Here is a 20,011-nt window from a genome sequence, read left to right as displayed (position 1 = left end):
TCGTGCAATAGGAAAGAGTTGAGCATATATGATCAGAATCGAGTGCCAGGCGGAGCTGGTCGTGAAGGGCCCGGATGGCCGCGAGGCAAGCCTGTCGGACGTGGTGCCGCTGCTCGCGCTGGTGGACGAATCCGGCAGCATCGCGCAGGCGGCGACGCTTAAGGGTTTGTCCTACCGTCATGCGTGGGGTCTGTTGCGCAGCATTGAGGAGCGTTTGGGCGGCCCGCTGATCGCGAAAGAGCGTGGGCGCGGCTCGGTGCTATCCGAACTTGGTCAAGCCGTGTTGCGCGCGCAGCGTTTGTGCGGTGAGCGGCTCGACGGCAATATGCAGGCGCTCGCGAGCGAAGTCGCAAGCGATCTGAACCGCTGGCTCGCTCCACCCGCCGACGACGTGCGGATCTACGCATCGCACGGGTACGCCGTGGCGGCGTTGGTGACGGCGCTGGTCGCGAACGATCAGCCGGTCGACATCAAATACCGTGACAGTGCGGACGCCGTTAGCGCGCTCGCCCGTGGCGAATGTGATCTCGCCGGTTTCCACTTGCCGCTAGGCGAGTTTCGCGCGGCGTGCGCCGATACATATCGGCGCTGGCTCGATCCGCAGCGTCACGTGCTCGTGCATCTGACCCGACGCAAGCAGGGCCTTTTTCTTGGCAAGGGCAATCCAAAAGGAATCGGCGGCTTGAGTGACCTCGCGCGCGACGACATTCGCTTCGTCAATCGCCAGCCCGGTTCCGGCACGCGCATGCTGCTCGATCTCGCGCTACGGAAAGTCGGGGTCGATCCGGACCGGGTCAACGGTTATGCGTCGACGGAACTCACGCATTCGGCGATTGCGGCGTTCGTGGCGAGCGGCATGGCGGATGTGGGTTTCGGCGTGGAGCCCGCGGCGCATCACTTCGGGCTCGACTTCATTCCGATCGTCGAGGAAGACTATTACTTCGCCTGCGACCGCGCCCGGCTGGAGCGCGCGCCGCTTGCAATGGTGATCGGCTTGCTGCGCGGCGCTGCGTTCCGGCACAACGTCGATCAGCTCGAAGGTTACGATCCGCGCGACTGCGGCAAGCTGCTCGATCTTGATGTGGGGCTTGGCTCAATGACCGTGTAAGCGACTGTAAACAAAATGCTGCCTTCGCCGCTGCATGGGGCGTTTGTTTGGGATAATCTCTAACCTTCCGCTTACGCCTTAACCGCGCGCTGTGCCGCGCTGGATCGATATGAAAGCTCTTCTTCACGCATGTGCTGCGGCAGCAACGGCCGGTGTACTTCTCGCCACTGTCTCGGTTGCCTTCGCGCAGAATTCACCGGGTGTGCCGGGCGGTATCCTGCAAGATCAGTTCCGTCTTGCCGAACATCCCCAGATGCCGTTTGCGGCGTCGGCGCCCTCGGACAAATTCCAGTCCAACAAGAAGTCAGCCATGCGCAAGCGCGGCGACAACGGCGATCCGAACGGTTGTAACCTGCAGTGTCCGAAAGACGAATAAGCGCTTTTCGTTTTTGTTCGTTGGACGCCGGCATGTTGCCGGCGTTTTTGTTTGGTGCTTTTGTTTGTGCCTTTGCTTGTGCTTCTTATCGCGCCTGTCGGCTTTGGCCCCGTCGTTCAGCGGCAATCGGTTATGGCTTCGCCGTGTGCCACATGTCCTTGAAGCCGTCTCCCTTCATTTCTCCCGCTTGTTTGTCTGCTGCGTAGCGATACAGCGGATGGCCTTTGTATGCCCATTGTTGTTTGCCGTCCGCGGAGGGGATCAGCGTCCAGTCGCCTGACGGCTTGTCCGATGAGTTCGCCATGGCCGCCGGCCAGTTGCTCATGCAACCGCCGGTGCAGGCGCTCACGCCGGGCGTGGTGTCTTTGTCGAAGGTATAGAGCGTCATGCCGTCCGCGGCGACGAAGCGGCCGTCGACGATCTTCGGGGTTTCGGCAAATGCGGTCTGTTGTAGTGCGAGGACAGTCAGCGTGGAGAGGCAGAAGAGAATCTTGCGCATGATGTCGGCTCCGGATTTTGGTGTTGGTCTCGCGCGGAATGCGGCATGTGGGCGCGCGTGGTGAATGAACGCTTAAACGGGTGCGTTTATTCCCCGTGTCTTCGCGGCTTTGGTGCCCGCCAGCAAAAAGGCCCGCTCGATGAGCGGGCCCTCTGTTTAGTAGTAGCCAACAAAAAACCCGCAAGCGGCAGGCCGCTTACGGGTTTTTTGTGAGTCTTGATGGTGCAACTTGAAACGGTGTTCTGGTGGAGGCGGCGGGAATCGAACCCGCGTCCAGAAGCACTCTACGACTAGTTCTACATACTTAGTTCTGTCATTTGATTTAACCACCACGACGCGGACGAACACGCTGCATGACGGCGATTCACTAGTTTTTCGACCCGGGCGTCGTGACGCCGCCAAGGCTTAACTGACGTATATGACCTCTGTCGGTATTGCTACCGGTCTTGCGACTCTAGCCCGTCAGTGAACTAGGCAGAGGACGGCGGCCCTTAGGCTGCCAGTGCGAACGTTTCGTCGTTTGCAGTTACGTTTTTCCCATTGATTAACGAGGTGACGGGTCCTCGGTATGCCCTAGCCGCTTCGCAACCCCTGTCGAAACCAGGTCGCCCCCGCGGTTCGTTGCCCAAAATATCTGGGCCAGACTGAGATTTTACAATAGTTTGACGGCCACGTCCTGGCTGATTGCCTTGCCGTCTTGCTGCGCGGTCGCGGTGGAGCGCCGGGCAGCGGCATATGTTGCTTGCGCCGTATTTGCCGTGTTCGCTGTATGTGTTCAGCCGATATCGCGCAGCAGCCTCTGCAATTCAGCGGGCGACTGCACGACATGCTGCGCGTGCCATTGCGCCGGTGGAATGTCGTTGCCACAGTAGCCGTAGGCGGCCGCTATGGTCTTCATGCCGGCCGCGAAACCCGCCTGCACGTCGCGCAGGTCATCGCCGACGTAGACGATACGCTCCGGCAACAGGTCCAGCTCGCGCGCGGCATGTAACAAGGGTGCGGGATGCGGCTTTGAATGCGGAGTCGTGTCGCCGCTCACCACGCAGCCCGCGCGCTCTTCAAGGCCGAGTTGTGTGACCAGAGGCTCGGTGAGCCTTGCCACCTTGTTCGTCACGATGCCCCAGCGCACGCCCCGTGCGTCGAGATCGTCGAGCAATTCGGCAATGCCGGGAAACAGCGTGGTCTCGATGCACAAATCTGCTTCGTAGTTGGCGAGAAACTCCTCGCGCATCGACGCAAACTCGTGATGGTCGGGGCCAATGCCGAAAGCCCCGCCGATCAGGCCGCGCGCGCCCGCGGACGCGAGCGGCCGCAGGTCTTCGAGCGGCACCATATCGAGGCTTCGATCATGGCGCATTTTGTTGACGGCGGCCGCCAGGTCGGGCGCGGTGTCAGCCAGCGTGCCGTCGAGGTCGAACAGGACAGCCTGGCAAAGACCGAGTGCATCGTCATTGTCTTCGCGCTGCGGCAGGGGCGTGGGATCGCTCATTGATTGAATGGGTCCGGGCAGGTCGGGTCAGATCAGACGTCGCGGCGGCAGGCGAGCATGTAGTTCACGCTCGTGTCGGCGGACAGCGCGAAATGCTTGCTGAGCGGGTTATAAACGATGCCTTTGATGTCGACCGTGTGCAGTTCGGCGGCGCGCACGAAGCCCGCCAATTCCGACGGACGGATGAAGCGTGCGTAGTCGTGCGTACCCTTGGGCAGCATCCGCGCGATATATTCCGCGCCGATCACTGCGAACAAGTACGACTTCACGTTGCGGTTGAGTGTGGAGAAAAACACCCAGCCGCCCGGTTTCACCAGTGTCTTGCAGGCCGCGACGATGGCGGCCGGTTCGGGCACGTGCTCGAGCATTTCCATGCAGGTGACGACGTCGTAAGTACCCGGCTCGCGGGCGGCGAGCGCTTCAGCGGCGATTTCTTCGTAATTAACGGTTACACCGCTTTCAAGGCTGTGAAGATCCGCCACGCCGAGCGCCTGGCTCGACAGGTCGATGCCCTTCACGTGCGCGCCCAATCCTGCCATTGACTCCGACAGAATGCCGCCGCCGCAGCCGATGTCCAGTACGGTTTTGCCGGCAAGATGCACGTGCGCGTCGATCCAGTTCAGGCGAATCGGGTTGAGTTCATGCAGCGGTTTGAATTCGGCGTTCGGGTCCCACCAACGATGCGCGAGGTCGCTAAATTTCTGCAGTTCGTGGGGATCGGCGTTGGTCATAGCGGAAGCTGCCTCGATGAGAGCGTTGAGCGGGCGCTCGAGGATAAACCCTGAGTATATAGGCCGAGAGACAGGGCGGCAAAATGCCGCACAACGGCTGGCTAATCCTGTTCTGTCAGGCGCGCGGATGATTGCCCGGAGGAGAGGGCGAGCGGCATCCGCCGCGTTGACATAAAAAAAGCCCCGCCGAAGCGGGGCTTTGATACTGCCGTAACTTGTAGCTTACTGCTTCGAAGTACCGACAACTTCGACTTCCACGCGACGATCCGGTGCGAGGCAGGCGATGAGTTGCTTGTGGTTCTTCTGGTTGCAACCGGTCGTGACCGGGTTGCGCTTGCCCTTGCCTTCCGTATAGATACGGTTGGATTCGATGCCCTTGCTGACCAGGTATGCCTTCACAGCTTGAGCACGACGCAGCGACAGACGGTCGTTGTACTTGTCCGAACCGATACGGTCCGTATAACCCGTTGCGACGACGACTTCCAGGTTCAGCGCGCCGATCTTCGATGCCAGATCGTCCAGCTTTTCCTTGCCAGCCGGCTTCAGGATAGCCTTGTCGAAGTCAAACAGAGCGTCAGCTTGATACGTAATCTTTTGGCTCGTGATAGCCGGTGCAGGTGCGACCGGAGCCGGCGGGGTCGGAGCCTGGGCAACCAGGGCGCCATCGCACTTAGCGTTGGCCGTTGCCGGCGTCCAGAATGCATCGCGCCAGCAAAGCTCGTTCGTGCCGTTCATCCACACGTACTCGCCGGTACCATTCACCCAGTTGTCGTTCGTGGCTTGTCGCGACGCCGGCACCGATTGCGCCATGGCGGATGCAGCCATAACTGCGGTAGCTGCAATGAACGCGAGCTTTGAAAGTTTATTCATATTTCTCCTCTCGAAATTGAGATTACCGCAGGTTTACTGCGAGCCTGTTGACGAAGACAAGTCATACATTGCTCGAAGTATAACATCGGTGTAGAACAAAAAACGTGCTGTGTAGACTTCGAGCCGTGTCTAACTCTTTGTGCGTTGGCATTTTGCCATATCGTTCCCTTCCAACGATAAAAAAATCTGCCCCCGATCAAATCGCCCGCCAATTGTGGTGCATGCGCAACAGAAGCAATCCGCTGTAGGCACCGCCAGTCATGGCTGAGCGGCGGATTGCCCCACGCACAAATCGAGCCTGCCCCGGTTCGGCAATGGGGCACTCAGGCGCCGTTCCCGCTCGCCTGCTAATAGGTATACGTACCCCGGCCGGGGCGGATGCGCGGCATGTTAGAATCGCGTGATGCGTTGCGCCTGCAATGCTTACGCGAAGGCGTGGTGTTCCCGTCGCCTTGGCACGTAAAAGATACGGATAAATGGATCAATTCGCCAAAGAGACTCTGCCAATCTCCCTAGAGGAGGAAATGCGCCGTTCGTATCTCGATTACGCGATGAGCGTGATCGTGGGGCGTGCGCTTCCCGATGTTCGCGATGGCCTGAAGCCGGTTCACCGGCGCGTGCTGTACGCGATGCACGAACTGAACAACGACTGGAACCGGGCTTACAAGAAGTCGGCGCGTATTGTCGGCGATGTCATCGGTAAATATCACCCGCACGGCGACACGGCTGTCTACGACACCATCGTCCGGATGGCGCAGAATTTCTCACTGCGCTACATGCTGGTGGATGGTCAGGGCAACTTCGGTTCGGTCGACGGCGACAACGCCGCGGCGATGCGGTACACCGAAATCCGCATGGCAAAGATCGGCCACGAACTGCTGGCCGACATCGACAAGGAAACGGTCGACTTCACGCCGAACTACGACGGCAGCGAAAACGAGCCGGCCATCTTGCCGGCGCGTATTCCCAATCTGCTGATCAATGGCTCGTCCGGTATTGCGGTCGGCATGGCCACCAATATCCCGCCGCACAACCTCAATGAGGTTGTCGACGCATGTCAGCACTTGCTGAAAAACCCGGAAGCCACGATCGACGAGTTGATCGAGATCATCCCGGCACCTGATTTCCCCACCGCCGGCATCATCTACGGCGTGGCCGGCGTGCGCGACGGCTATCGCACCGGTCGCGGCCGCGTGTTGATGCGCGCGCTGACGCACTTTGAGGAAATCGACCGCGGTCAGCGCATGTCGATCATCGTCGACGAATTGCCGTACCAGGTGAACAAGCGTTCACTTCTGGAGCGCATCGCCGAACTGGTCAACGAGAAGAAGCTCGAAGGCATCTCCGACATCCGCGATGAATCCGACAAGAGCGGCATGCGCGTCGTGATCGAACTGAAGCGCGGCGAAGTGCCGGAAGTGGTGCTCAACAATCTGTACAAGGCGACCCAGCTTCAGGACACCTTCGGCATGAACATGGTCGCGCTGGTCGACGGCCAGCCGAAGCTGCTGAACCTGAAGGAAATGCTGTCGTGCTTCCTGTCGCATCGCCGGGAAGTCCTGACGCGGCGCACGGTGTACGAACTGCGCAAGGCGCGCGAACGCGGTCACGTGCTCGAAGGCCTGGCCGTCGCGCTCGCCAACATCGACGATTTCATCGCGATCATCAAGGCCGCGCCTACGCCGCCGATCGCCAAGCAGGAGTTGATGGCGCGTCCGTGGGATTCGTCGCTGGTGCGCGAAATGTTGTCGCGCGCAGAGGCGGAAAACGCATCGGCCGGCGGCCGTGAGGCTTATCGTCCGGAGGGTTTGAATCCGTCCTTCGGCATGCAGTCCGACGGTCTCTACCGCTTATCCGACACCCAGGCTCAAGAAATCTTGCAGATGCGTCTGCAACGCCTGACGGGTCTGGAGCAGGACAAGATCATCGGCGAGTACCGTGAAGTGATGGCGCAAATCGCCGATCTGCTGGACATTCTCGCTCGCCCGGAACGCATTACGGCGATCATCGTCGACGAACTGACATCGATCAAGGCCGAATTCGGCGACGCGCGTCGCTCGAAGATCGAGCTGAACGCAACCGAGCTGAACACTGAAGACCTGATCACGCCGCAAGAGATGGTCGTGACCATGTCGCACGCCGGCTACGTGAAATCGCAGCCGTTGTCCGAATATAGTGCGCAGAAGCGGGGTGGTCGCGGCAAGCAGGCCACGGCGATGAAAGAAGACGACTGGATCGACACGCTGTTCATCGCGAACACGCACGATCACATTCTGTGCTTCTCGAATCGTGGTCGTGTCTACAGCGTGAAGGTCTACGAAGTGCCGCAAGGTTCGCGGAACTCGCGCGGCCGTCCGATCGTCAATATCTTCCCACTTCAGGACGGCGAGAAGATTACGGTTGTCTTGCCGGTAAAGGAATTCTCGGCTGACAAATTCGTCTTTATGGGCACCGCGTTAGGGACCGTAAAAAAGACGCCGTTGGAAGCCTTTGGCCGCGTGTTGCGCAAAGGTATTATTGCGGTCGGTCTTGACGAAGGCGACTACCTGATCGGCGCGGCCATCACGGACGGCCAGCACGACGTGATGCTGTTCTCGGATTCTGGCAAGGCAGTGCGTTTCGACGAAAACGACGTCCGTCCGATGGGTCGTGAGGCGCGTGGTGTGCGCGGCATGCAACTTGAAGACGGTCAGAGTGTGATCGCCTTGCTGGTGGCTGGCGACGAACAGCAGTCAGTGCTGACCGCGACCGAAAACGGCTACGGCAAGCGCACGCCGATCACCGAGTACACGCGCCACGGGCGCGGTACGAAGGGGATGATCGCGATCCAGACGTCGGAGCGGAACGGCAAGGTCGTCGCCGCCACGCTGGTGGATCAGGAAGCGCAGATCATGCTGATCACCAATACAGGCGTGCTGATTCGTACGCGCGTATCGGAAATTCGAGAAATGGGACGCGCAACCCAAGGTGTTACACTCATCAGCCTTGACGAAGGGACCAAGCTTTCAGGTCTGCAACAGGTTGCTGAGGCGGAAGCGGATGTAGATGTGGAAGGCGACACCGAAGGTCCTGCCGAAGGCGACAACGGCGGTGAAGACGGTGGTGCGGCCTGATTCGCGTCGGCAGCTTTCAGTCTCAGTTATTGGTTGGAAGCTGCGCAGGGAACAATGGCGTGTCGGGCCGATACGCATCCCGCGCAGCTCGCAGTTCAAGTTAATTTCTCTTAGGGAGTAATGATGCAAAAACGATTCAAACAACTGATGTTGCTGGCTGCTCTCGTGCCGACCTTCGCTATGGCTCAAGCGCTTCAGAGCCAGGCCCCGGCGGCTCCGGCTGCTGCCGCTGCACCGGTTGATCCGGCCAAGCAGGCTGCAATCAAGGACCTGCTGGACGCAATCGATGCACAGAAGCTCGTCGGCGCAATCGGCAACAGCGCCCAGATGCAAGCCAAGCAACTGGTCCCGGCTATCCTGTCGGACGCCCTGAGCGAAAACAAGACGATGACGGACAAGCAGAAGCAGGCTTCCGTCCCGACGCTGCAAAAGAACGCAGTGCCGAAGCTGGTTGACGGCGCAGGCCAGGTGTTTGCAACGGATTCCTTCCGTCAAGACGCCATGCAAGCTCAGTACGACGCTTACGCGAAGTACTACAGCACGTCGGAAATCAAGGATTTGACCGCGTTCTACAAGAGCCCGACCGGCCGCAAGTTCATCCAGGTCCAGGACCAGGTTGGCCGCGACGTTGTGAACGGCTTGATGCAAAAGTACATGCCGCAATCGATCAAGGCAACGCGTGACCAGGCTGACAAGGAAGTCGCTTCGGTCAAGCCGGCTAAGTAAGCCAGCTAGTTAAGCCAAAAGGTCGAAAGGCTGCGCTGACATCGCGCTAGCCGCCGCTCGGCAAGCTATACGGCGTGCCTGGTTTGGCGGGTTGGCGGCGACAATGCGATAATGGCCGTTTGCGCACACGCGCAGACGGCCATTTTCTTTTTTGGGCGCGAAATTGTTGTCAAACGCGCGTCGTTAACTTTGTAGCGGCTGCCGTTGCTGCGGCTGCCAACTTCGCCGATTTTTGCGCGATCTGTTCGTTTTTCGCGCCAGCTTCCAGGATTTCACGATGCGCGTTTTTAATTTCTCCGCCGGCCCAGCTGCCATGCCCGAAGAAGTGCTGCGTCAGGCAGCCGACGAGATGCTCGATTGGCAGGGCAGTGGCATGAGCGTGATGGAAATGAGCCATCGCGGCAAAGAATTCATGTCGATCCACGAGGAAGCGCTCGTCGATCTGCGCGAATTGCTCCAGGTGCCTGCCAGCCATCGCATCCTGTTTCTGCAAGGCGGTGGCCTGGGCGAAAACGCAATCGTGCCGATGAATCTGATGGGCGCGAAACCGCGCGCGGATTTCGTCGTGACGGGTTCGTGGTCGCAAAAGTCGCTCAAGGAAGCGCAAAAATACGGTGCCGTGCACCTGGCGGCGAGCGGCCAGACGGCAGAGGGTTTCACCCGTGCGCCGGCGCGCTCTGAATGGCAACTGTCGGACGATCCGGCTTACGTGCATCTGTGCACCAACGAGACCATTCACGGCGTCGAGACATTCGAGATTCCCGACCTCGGTGATATTCCGCTAGTGGTGGACGCTTCGTCGCACATCCTGTCGCGCCCGATGGACATCGCCAAATACAGCGTGCTGTTCGGCGGCGCGCAGAAGAACATTGGTATGGCGGGCGTGACGGTTGTGATCGTGCGTGAAGACATGCTGGGTCGCGCGCAAGCGATCTGCCCGTCGGCATTCGAATGGAAAACCGTTGCCGAGAACAATTCGATGTACAACACGCCGCCCACGTACGCGATTTACGTCGCCGGGCTGGTGTTCAAGTGGTTGAAGAAGCAGGGCGGCCTTACCGCGATGGAAGCGCGTAACCTCGAAAAATCGAAGCTGTTGTACGACGCGATCGATTCGAGCAGCTTCTATCTGAACAAGGTCGAGCGTGGCTCGCGTTCGCGGATGAACGTACCGTTTTTCCTCGCTGACGAGTCGCGCAACGATGATTTCCTGGCCGGCGCGAAAGCGCGGGGAATGGTGCAGCTAAAGGGCCACAAGTCCGTCGGCGGCATGCGGGCGTCGATTTATAACGCCGTCCCGCTCGAAGGCGTCAAAGCGCTTGTCGAATACATGAAGGAATTCGAACAGCGCAGCGCCTGATCGTCTTAGATATTCAGGCGCGCGCATCCTTTCCAGCACGCATTTGTGCAGCAGCTACCGGCAGGGCCGTTTTCACGCATGGACGACGAACTCAATACCCGACTCAAACCCCTTCGCGAACGCATCGACGCGCTCGACGCGCAACTCATCGCGCTCCTCAATCAGCGTGCCGCAGTGGCGCTCGAAGTGGGTGAGGTCAAGAAGCATTTCAACGCGCCGGTGTTCCGCCCGGAGCGCGAGCAGCAGGTGATCGCGCGCTTGCAGGATATGAGCGATGGCCCATTGGCCAGCGAGCATATCAGCGCAATCTGGCGCGAGATCATGGCCGCGAGCCGCGCGCTCGAAAAGACCATCAAGGCCGCATATCTCGGCCCGGTCGGCACGTATAGCGAACAGGCTATGCACGAGTACTTCGGTCAGTCGATCGAAGGTCTGCCGTGCCCGTCGATCGACGAAGTATTTCGCTCGGTCGAAGCAGGCGCAGCCGAATTCGGCGTTGTGCCGGTCGAGAATTCGACCGAAGGCGCGGTGTCGCGCACGCTCGATCTGCTGCTGCAAACCCAGCTGACGATCGGCGGCGAACTGGCCTTGCCGATTCACCACAATCTCCTGACGCTGAACGGCGGCCTCACCGGCGTGACGCGGGTGTGTGCGCACGCGCAGGCGCTCGCCCAGTGCCAGCGCTGGCTCGCGACGAACGCGCCGCATCTCGAGCGTCAGGCGGTGTCGAGCAATGCCGAAGCCGCGCGTATGGCGGCAGAAGATCCGACTGTCGCAGCGATCGCTGGCGATCGTGCCGCGACCCATTACGGTCTGCAAGTCGCCTACGCCCTGATCCAGGACGATCCGCACAATCGTACGCGTTTCGTGATGATCGGCAAGGAGCGCACCGGCGTCAGCGGGCACGACCAGACGTCGTTGATCGTGTCGGTGGCGAACGAGCCGGGCGCTGTGTTCAAGTTGCTGGAGCCTTTGGCGCGCCACAGCGTGTCGATGACCCGTTTCGAATCGCGCCCGGCGCGCGTCGGTACGTGGGAGTACTACTTCTACATCGACGTCGAAGGCCATCGCGACGAGCCGGCGGTCGCCGCCGCACTCACCGAACTCGGCCAGAAGGCCGCGTTCCTGAAGATACTTGGCTCGTATCCGCGCGCCCGTTGATGTCGGCTAAGGCGCCCGCATCGCTTGCGCGCGTCTGCTGCATGTTCACCTACTACTAATTAGTCGTTCGGAGATTTTCATGACAACGTCCTTCGGTCCTTCCTACGTGCGCGCGATTGCGCCTTACATCGCCGGCAAGCCGATTTCGGAAGTGGCCCGCGAGTTTGGCCTCGACGAAGCGACGATCGTGAAGCTCGCGTCGAACGAAAATCCGCTCGGCATGCCGGAATCGGCGCAACGCGCCATGGCGCAAGCGGCCAGCGAACTTGGCCGCTATCCGGACGCAAACGCATTCGAACTGAAGGCGGCGCTGAGCGAGCGTTACGGCGTGCCGGCCGACTGGGTGACGCTTGGCAACGGCAGTAACGACATTCTCGAAATCGCCGCGCACGCGTTGGTCGAAAGGGGTCAATCGATCGTCTACGCCCAATACTCGTTCGCGGTCTACGCGCTCGCCACGCAAGGCGTGGGTGCGCGTGCGATCGTCGTGCCCGCCGTCAAGTACGGGCACGATCTCGACGCGATGCTGGCCGCGATCACGGACGACACGCGGCTGATCTTCGTTGCGAACCCGAACAACCCGACCGGTACCTTTATCGAAGGCGCGAAGATCGAGGCGTTTCTCGACAAGGTGCCGCGCAACGTGGTCGTCGTACTTGACGAGGCGTACACGGAATATCTGCCGGAAGAAAAGCGTTACGACTCGATCGCGTGGGTGCGCCGTTATCCGAATCTGCTGGTGTCGCGCACGTTCTCGAAGGCGTTTGGACTCGCTGGTTTGCGGGTCGGCTTTGCAATCGCCCAGCCCGAGTTGACCGATCTGTTGAACCGTCTGCGTCAACCGTTCAACGTGAACACGTTGGCGCAAGCTGCGGCGATCGCGGCGCTGAACGACACGGCGTTTCTGGAAAAGAGCGCCGCGTTGAACGCGCAAGGCTATCGCCTTTTGACCGAAACGTTCGACAAACTCGGCCTCGAGTATGTGCCGTCGGATGGCAACTTCGTGCTGGTGCGCGTCGGCAACGACGACGCAGCCGGTAACCGCGTCAACCTCGCGTTGCTGAAGCAGGGCGTGATCGTTCGCCCGGTTGGCAACTACGGTTTGCCGCAATGGCTGCGCATCACGATCGGTCTGCCGGAAGAAAATGAAGCGTTCCTCGCGGCGCTCGAAAAGACGCTCGCCACCGCGTAAGCGGTTGACCTTGACCCGTGCGCCTCACTTCATGAATGGCGTGCTTTTTTTGTGACCGACGTGGCTGCGTTCTCTTTTAATAAGCTGGTGATTTTCGGTGTCGGCCTGATCGGCGGATCGCTCGCGCGCGCATTGCGCGAGCGGGGCGAGGCGGCGGGCGCGCGAACGGTGATTGGTGTCGGGCGTTCGTCCGCGTCGACGGCGCGCGCGTTGGAATTGGGCGTGATCGACGCAGCCGTGGCGTTGAACGACGACGTCGCATTGCGTGACGCGTTGTCCGGCGCCGATTTCGTGCTGCTCGCAACCCCCGTCGCGCAGACGCAACCGCTGCTCGAACGCATTGCGCCGTTTCTCGACGCAAGCACGATCGTCACCGATGCCGGCAGCACCAAGTCCGACGTGGTTGCAGCAGCACGCGCAGCGCTCGGTGCGCGCATCGCCCAGTTCGTGCCGGGGCATCCAATTGCCGGGCGTGAGGCGAGCGGCCCGGATGCGGCGTTGCCCGATCTGTATGTGAATCGCAATGTCGTGTTGTGCCCGCTGCCGGAGAACGCGCCGGAAGCGATCGAGCGTGTTGCCGCGATGTGGCTCGCCACTGGCGCTTGCGTGCGAGACATGACACCCGAGCAGCATGACCGCGTGCTTGCGTCGGTCAGCCATTTGCCGCACGTTTTGTCTTTCGCGCTGGTCGAGCAGATTCTCAATTCGCCCGACGCCGCGCTGAAATTCTCATTCGCTGCCGGCGGTTTCCGCGACTTCACGCGGATCGCCGCGTCGAGCCCGGAGATGTGGCGCGACGTGTGCGTGGCGAATCGCGTCGCATTGCTTGAGGAGATCGATGCATACACCGCGGTGCTCGCACGCCTGCGCGCGGCGATTGAAGCCGCCGACGGCGCCGCGCTCGAAGCCGTGTTCGCGCGCTCGCGCGTCGCGCGTAGCGAATGGCAGGAACAGCGTACAGCGGGGGCCGCCCTCGGCGACGCCTCGAAATAACCGGAACTGGACTCAATCATGGAATTCCTCGATCTCGGACCATTTTCTCGTGCGTCCGGCACGGTTCGCTTGCCGGGTTCGAAAAGCATTTCGAATCGTGTGCTGCTGCTCGCGGCGCTCGCCGAAGGCGAAACGACAATCACGAACCTGCTCGACTCCGACGACACCCGCGTAATGCTCGACGCGCTCGAAAAGCTCGGCGTGCGTCTGAAGCGCGAGGGCGACACCTGTGTCGTGACCGGTACGCGCGGCGCGTTTACTGCGCGCAAAGCCGATCTGTTCCTCGGTAATGCCGGCACGGCGGTGCGCCCGCTGACTGCGGCGCTCGCGGTGAATGGCGGCGACTATCGCATTCACGGCGTGCCGCGCATGCACGAGCGGCCGATCGGCGATCTGGTCGACGGCTTGCGGCAGATCGGCGCGAAGATCGACTACGAAGAGAATGACGGCTATCCGCCCCTGCGGATTCGCCCGGCGCAGATTCTGGCCGACGCACCGATTCGCGTGCGTGGCGACGTGTCGAGCCAGTTCCTGACCTCGCTGCTGATGACGCTGCCGCTGTTGCGCACGCAAAGCGGCGTGACGACCGTCCAGGTGGACGGCGAGCTGATCTCGAAGCCCTACATTGAGATCACGATCAAGCTGATGGAGCGCTTCGGCATCAAGGTCGAGCGCCATGAATGGCACCGGTTCATTGTGCCGGCGGGGCAGCGCTATCAATCGCCGGGCATCATCATGGTGGAAGGCGACGCGTCGTCGGCGTCGTATTTCCTCGCGGCCGGTGCGCTTGGCGGTGGGCCATTGCGGGTGGAAGGCGTGGGCCGGTCCAGCATCCAGGGCGACATCGGTTTTGCCGATGCGCTCATCAAGATGGGCGCAAATCTGCAGATGGGCGAGGACTGGATCGAAGTGCGCGGCGTCGGCAACGACAACGGCAAGCTCGATCCGATCGACATGGACTTCAACCTGATTCCCGACGCCGCGATGACGATCGCCATCGCCGCGCTGTTCGCGGACGGCACGACCACGCTGCGCAACATCGCCAGCTGGCGCGTGAAGGAAACCGACCGGATCGCGGCAATGGCGACCGAGCTGCGCAAGGTCGGTGCGAAGGTGCAGGAGGGCGAGGATTTTCTCGTCGTCACGCCGCCTGAAAAACTGATTCCGAACGCCTCGATCGACACTTACGACGATCACCGCATGGCGATGTGCTTCTCGCTCGTGAGCCTGGGCGGCGTGCCGGTGCGGATCAACGACCCGAAGTGCGTCGGCAAGACATTCCCTGATTATTTCGAGCGCTTCACTGCGCTCGCTCAACCCTGATTCGGCCCCGAATCGACTGACGTGCGACTTTTTCGATGAAACCGACCCGTCCCTTTCACCAGACGCCCGTCATTACGATCGACGGCCCGAGCGCCTCCGGCAAAGGCACCGTGGCCGCGCTGGTCGCCGCGAGCCTCGGCTTTCACCTGCTGGATAGCGGCGCGCTGTACCGGCTCGCCGCGCTGGCCAGCATTCGCTATAAGGTCGCCGCGGATGATGCGGACGCGCTTGTAAAACTGATCGACGATCTGCACATCACCTTTCGCGAGGGACTGGCGCAGCTCGACGGCGCCGACGTATCGGCCGACATTCGCGCGGAGGAAGTCGGTAGCCGCGCCTCGGCGATCGCCGTGCACGTGCCGGTGCGAACCGCGCTGGTGGCCCGTCAGCGGGCTTTCCGCAAGGAACCGGGGCTGGTCGCCGATGGTCGCGACATGGGCACCGTAATCTTCCAGGATGCCGTGCTGAAGGTGTTCATGACCGCCAGCGTCGAGGCCCGTGCGGCGCGCCGGCATAAGCAATTGATCCAAAAAGGATTTTCTGCTAATATAGATGACTTGCTCCGGGATTTGCGTGAGCGCGACGAGCGTGACAGTCAGCGCGCGGCCGCGCCGCTCAAGCCCGCGGCGGATGCAAAGCTGCTTGATACCTCCGCATTGTCCATCGACCAGGCGGTCGAACAGGTGGTGCAGTGGTTTGAAGCATGGGTCCCGCATGCCTGATGTCCGGGCAGTGTTTGAGTAGCGGGCGCAGTAGAGAGAAGTACCGTTGTCAGTAGGTGCTCCGCGTGTGTCGTGGAGCGTGTATTAACCCCTTAACCCCGCGTGGCATTCGCAACTAGCCGAAATTGCTGACCGTCCCGGCCAGCCGGGCACCGCGAGAACCATGCAAATTTTGATTTTTATGTCCGACCTGCAAACTTCCAACCCGAATACCGAATCTTTTGCGGCTCTGTTCGAAGAGTCGCTGACCAAGCAAGACATGCGCGCTGGCGAGGTGATCTCCGCCGAAGTCGTGCGTGTTGACCACAATTTCGTGGTCGTCAACGCTGGTCTCAAGTCCGAAGCCTACATCCCGCTCGAAGAGTTCCTGAACGACGCGGGCGAGGTAGAAGTGCAGGCGGGCGACTTCGTTTCCGTCGCGATCGACGCGCTGGAAAACGGCTATGGCGACACGATCCTGTCGCGCGACAAGGCGAAGCGTCTGGCTTCGTGGCTGTCGCTGGAAAAGGCTCTCGACAACAACGAACTCGTGACCGGCACGATCACGGGTAAGGTCAAGGGCGGCATGACCGTCATGGTCAACGGCATCCGCGCATTCCTGCCGGGTTCGCTGGTTGACACGCGTCCGGTCAAGGACACGACCCCGTACGAAGGCAAGACGCTGGAATTCCGCGTCATCAAGCTCGACCGCAAGCGTAACAACGTCGTGCTGTCGCGCCGTGCTGTGATCGAAGCGACTCAAGGCGAAGAGCGCGCAAAGCTGCTCGAAACGCTGAAGGAAGGCGCGATCGTGGAAGGCGTGGTGAAGAACATCACGGATTACGGCGCGTTCGTGGACCTCGGCGGTATCGACGGCCTGCTGCACATCACCGACATCGCATGGCGTCGTGTGCGTCACCCGAGCGAAGTTCTGTCGGTTGGCCAGGAAGTGACCGCGAAGATCCTCAAGTTCGATCAAGAGAAGAACCGCGTTTCGCTGGGTATCAAGCAACTGGGCGACGATCCGTGGGAAGGCATTTCGCGCCGTTACCCGTCGGGCACGCGCCTGTTCGGTAAGGTCACCAACATCACCGACTACGGCGCATTCGTCGAGGTGGAATCGGGCATCGAAGGCCTGGTTCACGTGTCGGAAATGGACTGGACGAACAAGAACGTGGCACCGTCGAAGGTTGTTCAGCTGGGCGACGAAGTCGAAGTCATGGTTCTCGAAATCGACGAAGACCGCCGCCGTATCAGCCTCGGCATGAAGCAATGCAAGCCGAACCCGTGGGACGACTTCAGCCGCAACTTCAAGAAGGGCGACAAGCTGCAAGGCGCAATCAAGTCGATCACCGACTTCGGCGTCTTCATCGGTCTGCCGGGCGGCATCGACGGTCTGGTTCACCTGTCGGACCTGTCGTGGAGCGAAACGGGCGAAGAAGCAGTTCGCAAGTACAAGAAGGGCGACGAAGTGGAAGCGATTGTTCTCGGCATCGACGTCGAGAAGGAACGCATTTCGCTGGGCATCAAGCAGCTCGAAGGCGACCCGTTCAGCAACTTCGTTGCAATGAACGACAAGGGTTCGATCGTCGACGGCGTGGTCAAGACGGTAGATGCGAAGGGTGCAGTGGTTCAGTTGTCGGCGGAAGTCGAAGGCTACCTGCGTGCTTCGGAGCTGTCGCAAGACCGCGTGGAAGATGCCCGCAACGTGCTGAAGGACGGCGACAAGGTCAACGTGATGATCATCAACATCGATCGCAAGTCGCGTGGTATCAACCTGTCGATCAAGGCCAAGGATTCGGCTGAGCAACAGGAAGCGATCCGCGGCCTGGCTTCGTCGGATTCGAACTCGGCTGCTACCGGCACGACGAACCTCGGCGCGTTGCTGAAGGCCAAGCTCGACGGTCAGAACCAGTAATTGAGGAACGCCCCCAAACCTGGCGCTTCGCGTCCGGCCCCCCGCAAGGGGGAATCCCCCGAGGGAAATTCCTTCGGGGCGCAAAATATGGGGGCGGCCCGGCGTTTTCTTGAGAGGTCTGCTGCAGTATGACCAAATCGGAATTGGTCGCCCAGCTGGCTACGCGATTTCCGCAGCTCGTACTTAAAGATGCGGATTTCGCGGTGAAGACGATGCTTGATGCGATGTCGGAGGCGCTTGCCAACGGCCATCGCATCGAAATTCGTGGCTTCGGCAGCTTCGGCCTTAATCGTCGTCCGTCCCGCGTAGGGCGTAATCCGAAGTCGGGCGAGAAGGTGCTGGTACCTGAGAAGTACGTACCGCATTTCAAGCCGGGCAAGGAATTGCGCGAGCGGGTAGATCGACGTTCGGGCGAGCCGCTCAAGGCCGATGAGCCGGATGACGACGACCTGTAAATGCTTCGCTGTGCTGTTCGCGGCATGGCATTGGTAGCGTCAGCGGCCAGAGCCAGACGGCAAAAGACCAGAAAAAGCGCCTTCGGGCGCTTTTTTTTCGTCTGCAGTCCTCGTCTGTAATCTTCGTTTATAGTCGTTGTCACGGGTTTTTCACCGCGGGCACGAGGCGGCAGCGTGGTTATACGACCGGCGCATCCCCAAAATTCAACATACCTTGCCCACACATCCTCTTGCGGCAAGATAAACCTCACGTAAGTCCTCTATCAGCCAGTTCCTGCCCAGCCGCGAGGGCTTCAATTACAATACGGGTCACTTCGGCGCGGGCAACACCGTGGCGCGACGCGTCATCAAGCCGGCGTCACCCCGCAACTGCCGTCAAGAGACCTATTCATGAAATTTATCGTCTGGCTGATCCGTGTGCTGGTGTTCGTGCTCCTGCTGGTGCTCGCGCTTTCCAATACACAACCCGCTACGCTGAATTTCCTCGCTGGCTATGCGTGGTCGGCGCCTTTGATTCTGATCGGCCTCGCGTTCTTCGTGGTGGGGCTGCTGGCCGGACTGGTGTCGTCGATGCCGGCCATGGTGCGCTTGCGCATGGAGAATGGCCGGCTCAAGCGCGAGCTGCGTGTGGCGCGTGAAGCCCCGGTGGTGGTCGAACAACCGCCCATGCCGCCGCTGATCTAAGTTGTCTTCTGCCGCGCTTCCGAAGCGCGGCCTTCCGTTTCCGCTGTTCCGCACATTTGCATTAATCGCATGGATCTAGACTTCTGGTGGCTGCTTGTCATACCCGTCGCGTTTGCGTTCGGCTGGATGGCCGCGCGTTACGACCTCAAGACGCTGCTGTCCGAAAGCGCCAACCTGCCGCGGTCGTACTTCCGCGGCCTGAATTTCCTGCTCAACGAGCAGCCGGACCAGGCGATCGATGCGTTTATCGAAGTCGTCAAACTCGACCCGGAAACGATCGAGTTGCACTTCGCACTGGGGAATCTGTTCCGCCGTCGCGGAGAGACCGACCGCGCGATTCGCGTGCATCAGAACCTGCTGAGCCGCACCGATCTGCCCGTTACCGAGCGCGATCACGCGCTGTACGAACTGGGCCAGGATTTCCTGAAGGCCGGTTTGCTCGATCGCGCCGAAGAGACCTTCCGCTCGCTCGAAACCGGCAATTACGCGCTGGGTGCGCAGCGTGCGCTGCTGACCATCTACCAGATTGAGAAAGACTGGGTTAAATCGATCGACACCGCGCGTCACCTGGAAACAATGGGCGCCGAGTCGCTCGACAAGGAAATTGCGCAGTTCCATTGCGAGCTTGCCCAGGAAGCGCTTCAGCAGAAAAATGCGGATGAGGCGCGCCGTCAGCTAGGTTTTGCATTGAAGGCGAACCCGACCAACGTACGCGCCACGATCCTGTTCGGCGACGTTGATGCGACTGCCGGTGAGCAGGAGGCGGCCATCGTCCAATGGCGGCGCGTCGAGGAACAGAATCCCGCCTATCTGCCGCTCGTCGCGGAAAAGCTGATGAAGGCCTATGAGGCGCTCGGCCGTCCGCAGGATGGCGCCGATCTGCTCATCACGTGGGTGGACCGCTATCCGTCGAACGATCTGCTCGACGTGACTTATCAGCACATTGCGGCGGTACGTGGGCCCGATGCCGCGCATGCGCTGGCGCGCTCGCAGATGCAGAAATCGCCGAATCTGGCGGGCATGACGCGTCTTCTGGAAGCCCAGGAAGCCGTTGCGGAAGAGCCGCGGAAGAGCGAGCTTGAACTGATGCGTACGCTGATTCGTCAGCGCACCAAAAATCTGCCACGGTATACGTGCCAGAATTGTGGTTTCAGGGCGCGGCTGTTTTACTGGCAGTGTCCGGGTTGCAGCGGTTGGGAAACCTATGCGCCGCGTCGCGTCGAACCGATTACGGCGTCGAACTGATCGCGAATGCAATCGTGTAGCCGCGCCGCAACGACGGCGGTCCGTCGGGCGGATTAAGCCGGGCGGG

At 60.7% G+C, this 20,011-nt stretch carries 18 protein-coding genes and 1 other RNA gene; 14 read left to right on the top strand and 5 right to left on the bottom strand.

Annotated features, from left to right (window positions below; genetic code table 11):
• The first annotated feature begins 28 nt into the window (after window positions 1-28).
• The gene (locus tag PQQ52_RS01805) at window positions 29-1,108 is read left to right on the top strand and encodes a substrate-binding domain-containing protein (RefSeq protein WP_408206279.1); all 1,080 of its coding nucleotides are present in this window, start codon (window positions 29-31) and stop codon (window positions 1,106-1,108) included.
• A 109-nt stretch (window positions 1,109-1,217) separates the two neighbouring features.
• Window positions 1,218-1,484 carry a hypothetical protein gene (locus PQQ52_RS01800; RefSeq protein ID WP_408206277.1) on the top strand — a complete coding sequence of 89 codons (267 nt, stop codon included), beginning with the start codon at window positions 1,218-1,220 and terminating at the stop codon, window positions 1,482-1,484.
• A 130-nt stretch (window positions 1,485-1,614) separates the two neighbouring features.
• On the opposite strand, the gene PQQ52_RS01795 is transcribed toward PQQ52_RS01800, so the two are convergent.
• The 5 genes from PQQ52_RS01795 to ompA all read right to left on the bottom strand — a co-directional run bounded on the left by PQQ52_RS01795 (window position 1,615) and on the right by ompA (window position 5,073).
• Complete coding sequence (locus tag PQQ52_RS01795) at window positions 1,615-1,983, bottom strand: COG4315 family predicted lipoprotein (protein ID WP_408206275.1); 369 nt, start codon at window positions 1,981-1,983, stop codon at window positions 1,615-1,617.
• Between the two features lie 243 nt (window positions 1,984-2,226).
• Window positions 2,227-2,596: a transfer-messenger RNA gene (ssrA, locus tag PQQ52_RS01790) on the bottom strand.
• Between the two features lie 162 nt (window positions 2,597-2,758).
• Window positions 2,759-3,472, bottom strand: coding sequence for an HAD-IA family hydrolase (locus PQQ52_RS01785; protein ID WP_408206273.1), 714 nt, complete (start codon window positions 3,470-3,472; stop codon window positions 2,759-2,761).
• Between the two features lie 32 nt (window positions 3,473-3,504).
• Window positions 3,505-4,203 carry a bifunctional 2-polyprenyl-6-hydroxyphenol methylase/3-demethylubiquinol 3-O-methyltransferase UbiG gene (ubiG, locus tag PQQ52_RS01780; protein WP_408206271.1) on the bottom strand — a complete coding sequence of 233 codons (699 nt, stop codon included), beginning with the start codon at window positions 4,201-4,203 and terminating at the stop codon, window positions 3,505-3,507.
• Between the two features lie 222 nt (window positions 4,204-4,425).
• Window positions 4,426-5,073, bottom strand: a complete 648-nt coding sequence (gene ompA, locus PQQ52_RS01775) for an outer membrane protein OmpA (protein ID WP_028200089.1) — start codon at window positions 5,071-5,073, stop codon at window positions 4,426-4,428.
• Between the two features lie 476 nt (window positions 5,074-5,549).
• Here ompA and gyrA point away from each other — a divergent pair, with 476 nt between their 5' ends.
• The 12 genes from gyrA to lapB all read left to right on the top strand — a co-directional run bounded on the left by gyrA (window position 5,550) and on the right by lapB (window position 19,944).
• Window positions 5,550-8,186, top strand: coding sequence for a DNA gyrase subunit A (gyrA, locus tag PQQ52_RS01770; protein ID WP_459252551.1), 2,637 nt, complete (start codon window positions 5,550-5,552; stop codon window positions 8,184-8,186).
• A 123-nt stretch (window positions 8,187-8,309) separates the two neighbouring features.
• A complete protein-coding gene (locus PQQ52_RS01765) occupies window positions 8,310-8,912 on the top strand; it encodes a DUF2059 domain-containing protein (protein ID WP_408206778.1) in 603 nt (200 codons plus the stop codon).
• A gap of 277 nt (window positions 8,913-9,189) precedes the next feature.
• Window positions 9,190-10,272, top strand: a complete 1,083-nt coding sequence (gene serC / locus PQQ52_RS01760; RefSeq protein ID WP_408206269.1) for a 3-phosphoserine/phosphohydroxythreonine transaminase — start codon at window positions 9,190-9,192, stop codon at window positions 10,270-10,272.
• A gap of 78 nt (window positions 10,273-10,350) precedes the next feature.
• Complete coding sequence (gene pheA, locus PQQ52_RS01755) at window positions 10,351-11,433, top strand: prephenate dehydratase (RefSeq protein ID WP_074282563.1); 1,083 nt, start codon at window positions 10,351-10,353, stop codon at window positions 11,431-11,433.
• A 79-nt stretch (window positions 11,434-11,512) separates the two neighbouring features.
• Window positions 11,513-12,625, top strand: coding sequence for a histidinol-phosphate transaminase (gene hisC / locus PQQ52_RS01750; RefSeq protein WP_408206268.1), 1,113 nt, complete (start codon window positions 11,513-11,515; stop codon window positions 12,623-12,625).
• A gap of 51 nt (window positions 12,626-12,676) precedes the next feature.
• On the top strand, window positions 12,677-13,618 hold the full coding sequence (locus PQQ52_RS01745) for a prephenate dehydrogenase (RefSeq protein WP_408206266.1): 942 nt from the start codon (window positions 12,677-12,679) through the stop codon (window positions 13,616-13,618).
• An 18-nt stretch (window positions 13,619-13,636) separates the two neighbouring features.
• Window positions 13,637-14,941, top strand: coding sequence for a 3-phosphoshikimate 1-carboxyvinyltransferase (gene aroA, locus PQQ52_RS01740; RefSeq protein WP_408206264.1), 1,305 nt, complete (start codon window positions 13,637-13,639; stop codon window positions 14,939-14,941).
• Between the two features lie 35 nt (window positions 14,942-14,976).
• Window positions 14,977-15,663, top strand: a complete 687-nt coding sequence (gene cmk / locus PQQ52_RS01735; RefSeq protein WP_408206262.1) for a (d)CMP kinase — start codon at window positions 14,977-14,979, stop codon at window positions 15,661-15,663.
• Between the two features lie 163 nt (window positions 15,664-15,826).
• The gene (gene rpsA / locus PQQ52_RS01730; RefSeq protein ID WP_408206260.1) at window positions 15,827-17,560 is read left to right on the top strand and encodes a 30S ribosomal protein S1; all 1,734 of its coding nucleotides are present in this window, start codon (window positions 15,827-15,829) and stop codon (window positions 17,558-17,560) included.
• A 128-nt stretch (window positions 17,561-17,688) separates the two neighbouring features.
• Entirely contained in the window at window positions 17,689-18,015 is a 327-nt protein-coding gene (locus tag PQQ52_RS01725) for an integration host factor subunit beta (RefSeq protein ID WP_028200079.1), read from the top strand.
• Window positions 18,016-18,405: 390 nt separating this feature from the next.
• Entirely contained in the window at window positions 18,406-18,699 is a 294-nt protein-coding gene (locus PQQ52_RS01720) for a LapA family protein (protein ID WP_074282569.1), read from the top strand.
• Between the two features lie 69 nt (window positions 18,700-18,768).
• On the top strand, window positions 18,769-19,944 hold the full coding sequence (lapB, locus tag PQQ52_RS01715) for a lipopolysaccharide assembly protein LapB (protein ID WP_408206258.1): 1,176 nt from the start codon (window positions 18,769-18,771) through the stop codon (window positions 19,942-19,944).
• The last annotated feature ends 67 nt before the right edge of the window (window positions 19,945-20,011 follow it).

The sequence above is a fragment of the Paraburkholderia sediminicola genome (assembly GCF_046030555.1).
Taxonomy (GTDB): Bacteria; Pseudomonadota; Gammaproteobacteria; order Burkholderiales; family Burkholderiaceae; genus Paraburkholderia; species Paraburkholderia sediminicola_E.
The sequence above is the reverse complement of the archived record's forward strand: the minus strand, read 5'-3'. Positions and strand labels throughout refer to the sequence as shown.